The following is a 12,787-nucleotide window of genomic DNA, read 5'->3' on the forward strand; positions in this document are numbered from 1 at the left end:
CGCGACAAGGATTGCCCCGCTGCCGTCTGCCGGGACCGGCTGCGGGTTCGTTGCGTAAGTCCCCAACCAAGATCAATCGAGGAAATTTCCTTTATGAGAACAACAACACTGTCGCTGCTGGCAACCGCCACGGCGCTCTGCCTGCTCTCCACCCAGGCCGCCTTTGCACAAAAGAAGTATGATACCGGCGCCTCCGACACCGAGATCAAGATCGGCAATGTCGAGGCCTATAGCGGTCCCGCCTCCGCCTACGGCGTCATCGGCAAGACCGAAGAAGCCTATTTCAAGATGATCAACGACCAGGGCGGCATCAACGGCCGCAAAATCAACTGGATCTCCTATGACGACGGCTACTCCCCGCCGAAGACCGTGGAGCAGATCCGCAAGCTGATCGAGAGCGACGAAGTGTTCCTGGTGTTCAACGCGCTGGGCACGCCGACCCAGACCGCGGTGCAGAAGTATCACAACGCCAAGAAGGTGCCGCAGCTGTTCCTCGCCACCGGCGCCAGCAAGTGGAACGATCCGAAGGATTTCCCGTGGACCATGGGTTTCCAGCCGAGCTATCGCGTCGAGGCGCGGATCTTCGGCAAGTACATCCTGAAGGCCAAGCCGGATGCCAAGGTCGCGATCTTCTATGCCAATGACGATTTCGGCAAGGATTACCTGGTCGGCCTGAAGGAGATCCTCGACAAGTCGAGCGTCAAGATCGTCGCCGAAGAGAGCTACGAGACCACCGAGCCGTCGATCGACTCCCACATCGTCAAGCTGAAGGACACCGGCGCCGACGTGTTCGTCAACATCTCGACGCCGAAATTCGCGGCGCAGGCGATCAAGAAGATCGCCGAGCTCAACTGGAAGCCGATGCAGGTGATGACCGACGTCTCGATCTCGATCGGCGCGGTGATGAAGCCCGCCGGGCTTGAAGCTTCCGAAGGCGTGCTGTCGGCCGGCTATCTGAAGGACGCGTCCGATCCGCAATGGAAGAATGACGAGGGCATGAAGAAGTTCATGGCCTTCGCCGAGAAGTACATGCCGGGCGCCAACCTCGCCGACGCCAATCTGGTCTATGGCTACGCCGCGGCGCAGACCATGGTGCAGGTGCTGAAGCAGGCCGGCGACAACCTGACACGTGATAACGTGATGAAGCAGGCCGCGAGCCTGAAGGATTTTGCGCCCGACACGCTGATCCCCGGCATCAGGATCAACACCAGCGCGACCGACTTCGCGCCGGTCGAGCAGCTCAAGATGATGCAGTTCAAGAACGGGCAGTGGGAGCTGTTCGGCGACATCATCAGCGCCGAGACCGGCGGCTAGCGTGACGCGCACCGCCACCAAACATCAGCCATCGCGAAGCCGCCCATCCGGGCGGCTTCGTTTGTTTTGCGAATCGCGGGTGAAGCCAAGCCGAGCGACGCGCAAGCTATCTCACCGTCACCCTGAGGAGCTGCGAAGCGGCGTCTCGAAGGGTCGACGGCCGGCCGGTGGCCGCGCATCCTTCGAGGCTCGCCCAGCGGCGCAATCGCGCCGCAAGGATGACGGAGCTAACCCTGCCGTTGCTAGCCCGGCAAAAAGATCGCGAACGGCTCATCGATCGTCCGGCGCAGATGCTCGCGATAGGTGGCGTAGTTCGCATCATCCGCCGACACCCGGCCGAGGCTTGGCTTGGGCACGTTCTTCACCGGCAGGAACGCGATCGGCGCGGCGACCGGCGTCAGCAGCGAGCCGCGGCCGGCGAGCAGCGTCGTGATGATGCCGTACATCTCGCCGGAATTGCGCGGGCGCGACACCGTGATCACGCGATGCTGGCCGTGCCTGTTGGTCACGAGGTAGACGAAGCCGGATTCATTGGGCACCGCGACTTCGCCGTATTGCGTATAGTCGGCGTCCTGCCGCTCGCCCTCGCGAAAGCCGAGCGATGACGCCGCTTCGTCCCAGGCGATCTCGGTGCGATAGGCGTAGAGCGCGCCCTGCTCGCCGAACGACGGCCGCACCGTGATGTAGGTCCCTTCGATCCGCGCCACCGCACGGCGCGAATAGGACCCGAGGCCGTCGGGTGCAATCCCGCCATTGGCGGGTGCGGCCACCGTGATCGTCTCCGGCAGCTTGCGCAAGGACACACCCAGCGCCTGCTCCAGCCGCACGGTGGTCGCCAGCGTGAACGGGCGGCGGCCGCCGAGCACCTTCTCCAGGGTCGAGAGGCTGAGCTTGGCCTGCTCGGCCAGCGTCTGCCGCGAGATGCGGCGGCGCGCGATTTCCTCGCGGATGGTCTCCGCGACCTGCTGGCTCTGCTCGGCGGATAGCTGCTTATCAGGCGTCGGCATCCAGATTCCTGCCCGGTTCCCCTTGATTCCGCGCAGTCTAGCAGACCGGACAATCCATCACCAAACCGCACAAATCCGCCTCAGCCGGCGGCGGGCCGCGCCGGACGGCGGCTAATCATTGCCGATCATTCTGCTCGCGCCAAAACCGCCGTTCTCCATGATCGCGAGGCAGCGAAAGCCTCGCTCGGGAGTGACGAAAATGACGATTTACGATGCATGTGAGAGCAGCCCGCAGATCCGCCTGTCGCGCAGGATGCGCATTGCGCTGTTCTTTCTGGTGGAAGGTGTGGCCGCGCTGGTGATCGGCTTTGCGGCCTTGTTCGTGAGTTTCGATCCGGTGTGGTCGGCCGAACTGCCGCGACAGGCGGCGCTGCGTCCATCAGATGCGCGTTCCGGCTCGCTGCTGTTCAAGACCGACGACGGCTATGCCGACGCGACCAGGCTCGGCATCGACGTCGACCTCACGGTGTCGGGTCCGACGGTCCGCGCCCGCGTCACGCAGATCTTCCGCAACCCGACCAAGGACTGGGTGGAGGCGACCTATGTCTATCCGCTGCCGGCGGGCGGCGCGGTCGACACGCTGAAGATGGTGGTCGGCGACCGCGTCGTGGTCGGCGACATCAAGGAGCGGCAGCAGGCGCGCGCGATCTACGAGCAAGCCAAGCAGAACGGCCAGAAGGCCGCCCTCACCGAACAGGAGCGGCCCAACATCTTCACCAATTCGGTCGCCAATATCGGCCCCGGCGAAACCGTGCTGGTGCAGATCGAATATCAGGAGCCGGTGCAGCAGAACGGCAGCGAGTTCTCGCTGCGGGTGCCGATGGTGGTCGGCCCGCGCTACAATCCGCGCCCGGTGGTGCAGAGCGTCGACCTCCGCGCCGATGGCAACGGCTGGGGCGCCACGTCAACCGATCCCGTGCCGGACCGCGACCGCATTGCCTCGCAAGTGCTCGATCCGGCGGAGAATGCGCCGGTCAATCCGACCAACATCACGGTGCATCTGAACGCCGGCTTCGCGCTCGGCGAGGTGACGAGCCATTTCCACCAGGTCAGGATCGAGAGCCCCGACGGCACCACGCGGCTCGTCAAGCTCGCCGAAGGCCCGGTGCCGGCCGATCGTGATTTCGAGCTCACCTGGAAGCCGGCCGCCGAGAAGGCGCCGTCGGTCGGGCTGTTCCGCGAGCATGTCGGCAATTCCGACTATCTGCTCGCTTTCGTCACCCCGCCGTCGGTCGAGCAGGCGCAACAGAAGCCGTTGCCGCGCGAAGTGATCTTCGTGATCGACAATTCCGGTTCGATGGGTGGCACCTCGATCATCCAGGCCAAAGCGAGCCTGACTTACGCGCTCGGTCGCTTGCAGCCGACCGATCGTTTCAACGTGATCCGGTTCGACGACACCATGGACACGCTGTATCCGGCACCGGTCGCGGCAAACAACGCCAATATCGGCAACGCGACGGCGTTCGTCAGCGCGCTGCAGGCCCGCGGCGGCACCGAGATGGTGCCGGCGATGCGCGCAGCGCTGTCCGACACCAACCATGACGACGCCAATTACGTCCGTCAGGTCGTGTTCCTGACCGACGGTGCCATCGGCAACGAGCAGCAATTGTTCGAGACCATCAGCGCGCTGCGCGGCCGCTCGCGGGTGTTCATGGTCGGCATCGGCTCGGCGCCGAACACCTATCTGATGACGCGCGCCGCCGAACTCGGCCGCGGCACCTTCACCCATATCGGCTCGGTCGAGCAGGTCGACGAGCGCATGCGCGGCCTGTTCGCCAAGCTGGAAAATCCCGCGGTGACTAGCCTCTCCGCGAAATTCTCCGAGGCGACGGCCGACCTGACACCGTCGGCACTGCCTGACGTCTATCGCGACGAGCCGCTGGTGCTGGCCGCCAAGCTCGACAAGCTGGCCGGCTCGGTCGAGATCAAGGGCCGTATCGGCGATCGCCCGTGGAGCGTGACGCTGCCGCTCGCGAATGCCGCTGAAGGCAAGGGCCTGTCGAAACTGTGGGCCCGGCGCAAGATCGCCGATGCCGAAGTGGCGCGCACCACGCGGCAGCAGAACCCCGAGGACGCCGACAAGACCATCCTCGCGCTGGCGCTGGAGCATCAGCTCGTCACGCGGCTGACCAGCCTTGTCGCGGTCGACAAGACGCCGAGCCGCCCGGAAGGCGAGCCGCTGAAGTTGAGCGAACTCCCGCTCAACCTGCCCGCCGGCTGGGATTTCGCGAAGCTGTTCGGCGAGCGTCCGAGTCTGCCGGCCGTCCCGGGCGAGCGGCGCGCCGACGCCGGCGACGGCAAGCTGCAGCTCGCTGCGCTGAAGCGGTCACCGGTCGCCACGCAAGGTCCCGGCACGATCCAGCTGCCGAAGACCGCGACCGATGCGGAGCTGAAGATGATCGCGGGCGTGATCCTGCTCACGGTGAGCATTCTCCTCCTGGTGTTCAACCGGCATCAGACGTCGCCCCAATGACGTCGGATGAAAGGAGGAGGTGCCCCCCAACCTCCTCCTTCAAGAGCGCGCGCGGCGTTCCCACCCGTCCCCCAGGGGCCGCGCGCGCAACTTTTTTCCAACCCACAATGTCATTCCGGGGCGATGCGCAGCATCGAACTATGGTGCGCGCTTGCGCGCCTGAGAATCTCGAGATTCCGGGTCTGGTCCTTCGGACCATCCCGGAATGACAGCAACAGGCGCAACAATGCCCCGCTTCATCCCACTCCTCGCCTTCGCCCTCATCGGCCTGATCCTGTTCGGCCAGGGCGCCTATATCCACGCCAAGGCGCTGCTCGCACAGGTGCTGCTGGAGCGCGCCTTCACACAAAGCATCGCGACCGGCCAGCCGGTGAGGCCGTGGAGCTGGGCCGATACCTGGCCAGTGGCGCGGATCGAGGTGAAGCGTCTGCACGCCTCCGCGATCGTGCTTGCCGGCAGCAGCGGCCAGGCGCTGGCGTTCGGCCCCGGCCATGTCGAACAGACAGTCGATGCCGGCGAGCGGGGCGTCGCGGTCTATTCCGCTCACCGCGATACGCATTTTCACTTTCTCAGGGATGTCACAATCGGTGACGAGATCGACGTCACGCGCAGCGACGGCAAGATGTTTCGCTATCGGGCCGATCGCAGTTCGGTGGTCCGCTTCGATCAATCGGGGATCGATCCGCTCACCGACCGTCGTGAACTGGTGCTGTCGACCTGCTGGCCGTTCGATGCGCTGACATCGGGGCCCGAGCGTTATCTGTTGCACGCGACTTTGGTCGAAACGGATTCGCGCCCGCGTGGATCGGGTTCCTGATACGCAATCAATTTTGCGCCTGCCGGGATATTGCGCGCGGTGCCCTGACCTGCGCCGGCATGAGTTGCTACCCCCTTTCCCTCGCCATAAAAACAATGAAAAATCGCGCGCCTCACGGTGATCCGCCGTGGCCAGAGGAAACAAAGACAACAAGGATAAGGGCAGGCTCCATGGAAGCTTTCGCAAGCACCGCGTCTCATGTGTCCCACGAATGGGCGCCGCCCGCTGACGCCAGTGATATCGTCAAGAGCATCCACGCGATGCTGCATCCGCGCAACATCGTGCTGGTCGGTGCCACCGACAAGCCCGGCAATTACGCCGAACGGATCTGGAACAATCTGGTTAAATACGGATATGCCGGCGGCCTCTATCCGATCAACGCCAAGCGCGAAGCGATCTGGGGCGTCACCTGCTACAAGGACTTCGCTAGCCTTCCCGAAAAACCCGACCATGTGCTGGTGCTGGTGCCGGCCCGGTTTGCGGTGCAGGTGATCCGCGATGCGGCGGCGGCCGGCGCGCGCTCGGCGACCATCGTCACCTCCGGCTTCAGCGAATTGCAGGATGAAGAGAGCCAGCGCCTCGCGGTCGAGCTGAAGCAGGCGATCAAGGAGACCGGGCTTGCGGTCACCGGTCCGAATTGCCTCGGCAATCTCAGCGCCGGCGAGAACCTGTTCACCAATATCGACGACCGCATCGTCACCATGGAGCAGGGCGCGGTGGCGATCGCCGGCCAATCCGGCGCGATCGTGATGGCGATCCGCCAGGCGCTGGAGGATCGTGGGGTCGGCGTCGGCTACATGGTCACGACCGGCAATGAATCCGGCCTCGAGACCCCGGACCTGATGAGCTATTTCGCCGCCGATCCGAGCATCCGTGTCATCGTGGTCTATCTCGAAGGCGTCAGGAACACGAAGGTATTCCGCGATGCCTGCAAGGCCGCGCGCGCCGCCGGCAAGCCGGTGATCGCGCTCAAGCTCGGCGCCTCCGAAGGCGGCCGCGCGGCGGCGATGGCGCATACCGGCGCGCTCGCCGGCTCGATCGAGACCTTCGATGCGATCTCGACCCGCGAAGGCGTGATCCGGGTGCGCGGGCTGGATGAACTGATCGAAACCACCGAGTGCTTCGTCCATGCCGATCCGCCGAAGGGCAATCGCCTCGCGGCGGTGTCGCTGTCGGGCGGCAAGCGCGGCCTCCTGATCGACGCGTTCTATTCCGCCGGGCTGAACTTCGCGCCGCTGAGTCCGAACGCCTCGGAGCAGCTGGCGAAGATGCTTGGCCCCGGCAGCATCGTCGGCAATCCGCTCGACGCCGGCTTCGCGGCGGTGGTCGATCCCTCCGTCTACATGAAGTCGATCAAGATCATGATCGACGATCCCGACACCGATATCGTCATCATCGATGCCGAGCTGCCGAAGGCGCCGCACGAGCTGCGCGAGCGCAATCTGCGCATCGTCAACGAGATGGCGGGCCAGGCCAACAAGCCGGTGATCTATATCAGCGCGATGTCGATCGGCTTCACCGAATTCACCAAGGGGCTGCGCAAGTCGCTGCCCGATATCGCGGTCATGCAGGGCCTTGACCGCGCGGTCGGCGCGATCAAGTCGTTGATCGAATATGCCGGCCTGCGCAAGGAAGTGCCCGATATCGCGTCGAGCTCGACGGCATCTGCGCGCGCGGTGCTGGAGAAGACGCTGAAGGCCGCCAACGGTGCCGCCGCGCTCGACGAGGTTGCCTCGAAGAAGCTGCTCAAGGCCTATGGCATCCCGATCTCAAAGGAAGAGGTCGCGCAGACCGCGGCGGAGGCCGTGAAGATCGCCAAGCAAATCGGCTTCCCGGTGGTCGCCAAGGTGGTCAGCCCCGACATCCTGCACAAATCCGATATCGGCGGCGTGGTGCTGAACCTTGCCAATGCGGCCGAGGTGAAGAAAGCCTTCAACGACATCACCGCGCGGGTGAAGAAGCTGAAGGGCAAGCCGAAGCTCGAGGGCATCCTGATCGCGCAGCAGGTCAAGGCCGACCTCGAGCTCGTGGTCGGCGCCTCGCTCGACGCCGAGATGGGCCCCGTCGTGCTGTTCGGCACCGGCGGCGTCGATATCGAGCTGATGAAGGACGTCGCGCTCGCCGGCGCGCCGCTCGACGCCGCCGAGGCGAAGGAGCTGATCGCCAGGACCAAGGCCGGGGTCAAGATGAAGGGCTATCGCGGCAAGCCCGCGCTGCACGAGCCGTCGGCAGTGAAGGCGCTGGTCGGGCTCTCCAACCTGATGGCCGACGCCAATGGCCGCATTGCCTCGATCGACGTCAACCCGTTCCTGATCAACAGCAAGCTCGGCGTCGCCGTCGACGGCCTGATCGTGCTGAACAACGCCGCCGCGAACAAGGCCGCGGGGCATTAGGGTTCATCGCAAATTCATCACCGTCATCCCCGCGCAAAGGCTTCGCCTTTGTCGCTGGAGGTGCGAGCGAAGCGAGCCTCAGGATGACGGAACTGCGAGTGTGCGGTCTGTCCGAAGCATGCATCTTGGGCTAAAAGCTCGCACCCCACTGCCGCGCGGTCTGCAGCACCCAGTCGCGATAGAGTGTCAGCGGCGTCACGCCGGTGATGCCGCCGCAGCCGGCGGCGCCGTTCGGTCCCGTCGACCAACTCACCACGCCGACGATTGCGGGGCCGCCCTGCTTGTCCTCGAACACCGGCGCGCCGGAATCGCCGGTGCAGGCCCCGAGCCCGTCGCGCACGCCCTGCCCGACCGGATCGACGAGACGGATCTGCAACGTGCCGGGCTTGCCGCTCGCGATCAGGCCGGCGACGCGGGTGGCGCCGCCGCTCTTGCCGTCACCACGCACGGTGACGCCGACGCCCGCGATGGTGAAGCGGCCGCCGACCTGGATCGGAATGTTTGGCATGCCGAGCGCGGCCGGCGCCTTGCCTGCGGCCGGCGCCGCGAGCTGCAGCAGCGCGACATCGGCGGTCGCGACATGACTGGTCATCGCCTGCATCCGAAAGCCGGGATGGATCGCAACCGTCCTGACGTCCTGCAGCTTCGGCTGCCTGTCCGCGCCATATTCGACAATCTTGTAATCGGCACCGGGCTGCACGCAATGCGCCGCGGTCAGCACGACCTTCGGCGCGATCAGCGCACCGGTGCAGAAATTGCCGCGCGAGCCGACGATCGTGACGACGGAGCGCGCAACGCCATCCGTCGACGGCGCGCCGCCGCCGACGATGGCGAAAGCCGGAGGGCAGACCAGCGACACGAGAACGGCGAGGATCAGGCGGGATGACTTCATCGGCGAAGCAATAGCCCGCTCCGCGCGGGTCGCCAAGCGCCGAACGAGCACCGAACAAGCGCCGGATCGGGCTGGTCCCGGTCTGCGATCCGTGTTAGCCGCTCCTCAAGCAACGCATCATTGGGCAGGAAAGCATGATCGAGGCAGTGATCTGGGATTTCGGCGGCGTGTTGACCACCTCGCCGTTCGAGGCGTTCGCGCGCTATGAGACCGAGCGCGGCCTGCCGATCGACATCATCCGCCGCACCAACGCCGCCAATCATCTCGAGAACGCCTGGGCCAAGTTCGAGCGCGCCGAGATCGATATCGACGCGTTCGACGCGCTGTTCGCCACGGAATCAAAGGCGCTCGGCGCCGAGGTGCGCGGCAAGGACGTGCTGCCGCTGCTCTCCGGCGACCTGCGCCCCGAGATGGTCGAGGCGCTGAAGCGCATCAAGGCGAAATTCAAGACCGGCTGCATCACCAACAACCTGCCGGCGAACGCGATCGGCAGCCGCAGCGGACGCACGCTCTACGTCGCAGAGGTGATGGCGCTGTTCGATCACGTCATCGAGTCCGCGAAGATCGGCCTGCGCAAGCCCGACCCACGAATCTACCAGATGATGGTGGAGACGCTGCAGGTGAACCCGAAGAACTGCGTCTATCTCGACGATCTCGGCGTCAATTTGAAGCCGGCGCGCGAGATGGGCATGACCACGATCAAGGTCGCGAATGCCGCGCAGGCGATCGGCGAGCTTGAAGCCGCGACCGGCCTCACGCTGAGGTGAAGCGGGCTACGCGCCTGTTCATGCCGCATTCACGCGGCGGCTTCTAATTGTCGGCCTCCCCCCGGGTCACGGCGCGATCGCATCGTGACCCCTTTCCTGGTCTGAGCATGACGTTCCGGAAAACCGACGTCCACTTCTCCGGATCATGCCTCGCGGAGGCACTTCCCATGAAACGTCTTGTCGTCGCCCTTGTCTCCGCTGGTTCGCTGCTGATCCCGGTCGCAGCGCTCGCGCAGACAACATCAGCCCCCACAACAGCGCCGGTGGCAGCTCCCGCGCAACAGAGCGCGTCGACGGCGGCGCCCGTGCCCGGCGCGAAGCGCGCGGCCTGCCAGAGCGCGGCGAAGGCGCTGAAGGGTCAGGAGCGGCACGACCAGATGCAGCTCTGCATGGCGCAGGCGCGGCTCGACTGCCTGAAGCAGGCCATCGACCAAAAGATCACGGGCCCGCAGCGCAAGGATTTCGTGAAGAGCTGCGGGTTGACGGTAGCCGGGCTACGAGATTCTTCTCCTTCCCCCTGAAAGGGGGAAGGTCGGGATGGGGGTCAGCCGCAGACGCCGGCGTTGATGGAGAGAGTAGATCCCCACCCGCTTTGCTCTGGCGAGCAAAGCGACCTCCTCTTTTCAAGGGGAGGTTCGAACTACACGCTAACAAGCGTAGCCCGTATTGCGCTTGGCGGAATACCCCGGAACCATGCGCTATGCGGGCCAAACGAGCCTTGTGCTTTGTCCGCAACGGGCGCAGAACAGGTCCGAGTTCAAGGCAAATTCGGAGCTGATCCTCGTGGCTGACACCAGGCCCACCGCCTCGATCGAGGCCGTGGAAAGCGGCCTCGCCGCGCAAGGCTATATTGCGAGCCGGCAGATCGCGACCGCGGTCTATCTGTCGCAGCAGATCGAGAAGCCGATCCTGGTCGAGGGCCCTGCCGGCGTCGGCAAGACCGAGCTGGCGAAGGCGATCGCCGCATGGCGCGGCATGAAGATGATCCGCCTGCAATGCTATGAGGGCCTCGACGAGGCCAAGGCGCTGTATGAGTGGAAATACGCCAAGCAGCTGCTCTACACCCAGATCCTGAAGGACAAGCTCGGCGAGGTGCTCGGCGGCGCACAGTCGCTGGCGGCTGCGCTCGACCAGCTCCACACCTTCGGCGATGTGTTCTTCTCCAAGGAATTCGTCGAGCCGCGGCCGCTGTTGCAGGCGCTGGAGCAGCCGGCCGGCTGCGTGCTCCTGATTGACGAAATCGACAAGTCGGATGCCGAATTCGAATCGCTGCTGCTGGAAATCCTCTCGGACTTCCAGGTCACGATCCCCGAGCTCGGGACCGTCTCCGCGGTGGCGCCGCCGACCGTGATCCTGACCTCGAACAGTGAGCGCGATCTTGGCGATGCCTTGAAGCGGCGCTGCCTGCATCTGCACATCGGCTTCCCCGAGCAGAAGCTGGAGGAGCGCATCGTCGAGAGCCGGGTGCCCGGCATCTCGCAGACGCTGCGCAAGCAGATGGTCGGCTTCATCCACGAGATCCGCTCGCTCGACCTGAAGAAGCTGCCCTCGGTCAGCGAGGCGATCGACTGGGCGCGCGTGCTGGTGCTGCTGCAGGCCAGCGAGCTCGACCACGAGATCGTCAAGGACACGCTCAACGTGCTCCTGAAATACGAGGCCGATATCGAGGCCGCGACACCGCAGATTTCGTCCTTCATCGCCAAGGCGTCGCGCCAGGGCGTGTTCAGCTAAACCAAGATGCGCGAGAACCTGCATCGCTTCTTTCGTGCGGCGCGGGGAGCCGGGGTCCGGGTCTCGCCCGCCGAAAGCATCGATGCGATGCGGGCGGTCGCCCAGGTCGGCTTTGCCGATCGCGACATCCTGCGCGACACCTTCCTGCTGACGCTGGCCAAGACCCAGGACGAGAAGCGCGCGCTCGGCGAATGCTTCGACCTGTTCTTCAGCCAGCCCGAGCCGCAGCAGGAGGAAGCCGAGCAGAGCAAGACCGACGACGGCAGCGAATCCGGTGCCAACCCATCGGCCGACGAGCATGGCGATGCGTCGGGCGGCGCCGCCAGCGAGAACGTCGGGCCGCTGGCGCAGATGCTGCTGTCGCAGGATCGCTCCGCGATATCGAGCGCGATCGCCAACGCCTCCGGCGCCGCCTCGCTGCCGGATATCCGCTACTTCACCCAGCGCGGCATCTTCCAGACCCGCATCCTCGATGCGATGGGGATCCAGCGCCTGCGCGACGACATCGACGACCAGACCACGCGCAATCCCGCGCTCGCCGAACGGCTGCAGGAGGCGCTCAACGGCCTGCGCGGCACCGTTCGCGACGCGGTCTCGCAGGCCCTGCTGCTCTACGGGCGCGAGGAAGCGGAGAATCTGCGCAACGAGATCCTGCGCAACGCGCCGCTGGCGCGGATCGAGCCGCGGCAGGTCGAGCAGATGCGCGCGCTGATCCGCCAGATCGCGCGCCGGCTGCGCGAGCGCTACTCCAAGCCGCGCAAGCGCCAGCGCCGCGGTCATCTCGACGTCCGCCGCACGCTGCGCCGCAACGCGGCTTGGGGCGGCGTCCCCTTCCTCACCGCCTGGAAGCGCAAGCATCGCGACCGGCCGAAGATCGTCGCGCTGTGCGACGTTTCCGGCTCGGTCGCCCGCGTCTCGGACTTCTTCCTGCTCCTGATCCACAGCCTGCACGAGGTGGTGGACGACGTCCGCTCATTCGCCTTCTCGGGCCACCTGATCGAGGTCAGCGACATCCTGGAATCGAAATCGCCGGAAGAGGCGATGAAGGAGATCATGTCCAAGGTCGGCTTCGGCTCGTCCGACTACGGCAATTCCTTCGCCGATTTCGAGGACAATTGGATGAGCGCGATCACGCCGCAGACCACGGTGATCGTGCTCGGCGACGCCCGCAGCAACAACCTCGATCCGCGCGCCGACATCCTGCGCCGGATCGGCGAGCGCTCCAAACGGCTGGTCTGGCTCAATCCCGAGGGCCGCATGGTCTGGGGTTTTGGCGATTCCGAGATGCCGCGCTACGCGACCTTCTGCAGCGTGTTGCGGCAGTGCGCGACCGCGCAGCAGCTCGAGCGTGCCGTGTCGGATATCGTCGCGACCTATCAATAGGCCGCCCGCC

10 protein-coding genes are annotated in these 12,787 nt (G+C 65.3%); 8 read left to right on the plus strand and 2 right to left on the minus strand.

Annotation, left to right across the window (positions count from 1 at the left end; translation table 11 throughout):
* The first annotated feature begins 93 nt into the window (after window positions 1-93).
* The gene (locus ACZBJS_RS34400; RefSeq protein ID WP_316398538.1) at window positions 94-1,314 is read left to right on the plus strand and encodes an ABC transporter substrate-binding protein; all 1,221 of its coding nucleotides are present in this window, start codon (window positions 94-96) and stop codon (window positions 1,312-1,314) included.
* A gap of 242 nt (window positions 1,315-1,556) precedes the next feature.
* Here ACZBJS_RS34400 and ACZBJS_RS34405 read toward each other — a convergent pair whose 3' ends face one another.
* The gene (locus tag ACZBJS_RS34405; protein WP_316398537.1) at window positions 1,557-2,321 is read right to left on the minus strand and encodes a helix-turn-helix domain-containing protein; all 765 of its coding nucleotides are present in this window, start codon (window positions 2,319-2,321) and stop codon (window positions 1,557-1,559) included.
* 253 nt (window positions 2,322-2,574) lie between these two features.
* Here ACZBJS_RS34405 and ACZBJS_RS34410 point away from each other — a divergent pair, with 253 nt between their 5' ends.
* The 3 genes from ACZBJS_RS34410 to ACZBJS_RS34420 all read left to right on the plus strand — a co-directional run bounded on the left by ACZBJS_RS34410 (window position 2,575) and on the right by ACZBJS_RS34420 (window position 8,004).
* Window positions 2,575-4,794, plus strand: coding sequence for a marine proteobacterial sortase target protein (locus tag ACZBJS_RS34410; protein WP_410469809.1), 2,220 nt, complete (start codon window positions 2,575-2,577; stop codon window positions 4,792-4,794).
* 226 nt (window positions 4,795-5,020) lie between these two features.
* The gene (locus ACZBJS_RS34415) at window positions 5,021-5,611 is read left to right on the plus strand and encodes a class GN sortase (RefSeq protein WP_057021195.1); all 591 of its coding nucleotides are present in this window, start codon (window positions 5,021-5,023) and stop codon (window positions 5,609-5,611) included.
* A 170-nt stretch (window positions 5,612-5,781) separates the two neighbouring features.
* Window positions 5,782-8,004: an acetate--CoA ligase family protein gene (locus tag ACZBJS_RS34420; RefSeq protein ID WP_229191108.1), complete on the plus strand. Its 2,223-nt coding sequence runs from the start codon at window positions 5,782-5,784 to the stop codon at window positions 8,002-8,004.
* A 130-nt stretch (window positions 8,005-8,134) separates the two neighbouring features.
* On the opposite strand, the gene ACZBJS_RS34425 is transcribed toward ACZBJS_RS34420, so the two are convergent.
* A complete protein-coding gene (locus tag ACZBJS_RS34425; protein ID WP_316398535.1) occupies window positions 8,135-8,896 on the minus strand; it encodes a S1 family peptidase in 762 nt (253 codons plus the stop codon).
* 134 nt (window positions 8,897-9,030) lie between these two features.
* Here ACZBJS_RS34425 and ACZBJS_RS34430 point away from each other — a divergent pair, with 134 nt between their 5' ends.
* From ACZBJS_RS34430 to ACZBJS_RS34445, 4 genes are all read left to right on the plus strand, one after another.
* On the plus strand, window positions 9,031-9,663 hold the full coding sequence (locus tag ACZBJS_RS34430; protein ID WP_168857640.1) for an HAD-IA family hydrolase: 633 nt from the start codon (window positions 9,031-9,033) through the stop codon (window positions 9,661-9,663).
* Between the two features lie 167 nt (window positions 9,664-9,830).
* A complete protein-coding gene (locus tag ACZBJS_RS34435) occupies window positions 9,831-10,184 on the plus strand; it encodes a hypothetical protein (RefSeq protein WP_316398533.1) in 354 nt (117 codons plus the stop codon).
* 262 nt (window positions 10,185-10,446) lie between these two features.
* The gene (locus ACZBJS_RS34440) at window positions 10,447-11,394 is read left to right on the plus strand and encodes an AAA family ATPase (RefSeq protein ID WP_021078095.1); all 948 of its coding nucleotides are present in this window, start codon (window positions 10,447-10,449) and stop codon (window positions 11,392-11,394) included.
* 6 nt (window positions 11,395-11,400) lie between these two features.
* A complete protein-coding gene (locus ACZBJS_RS34445) occupies window positions 11,401-12,777 on the plus strand; it encodes a vWA domain-containing protein (RefSeq protein ID WP_316398532.1) in 1,377 nt (458 codons plus the stop codon).
* Window positions 12,778-12,787: the final 10 nt, after the last annotated feature.

The sequence above is a fragment of the Bradyrhizobium sp. KZN70725 genome (assembly GCF_055264925.1).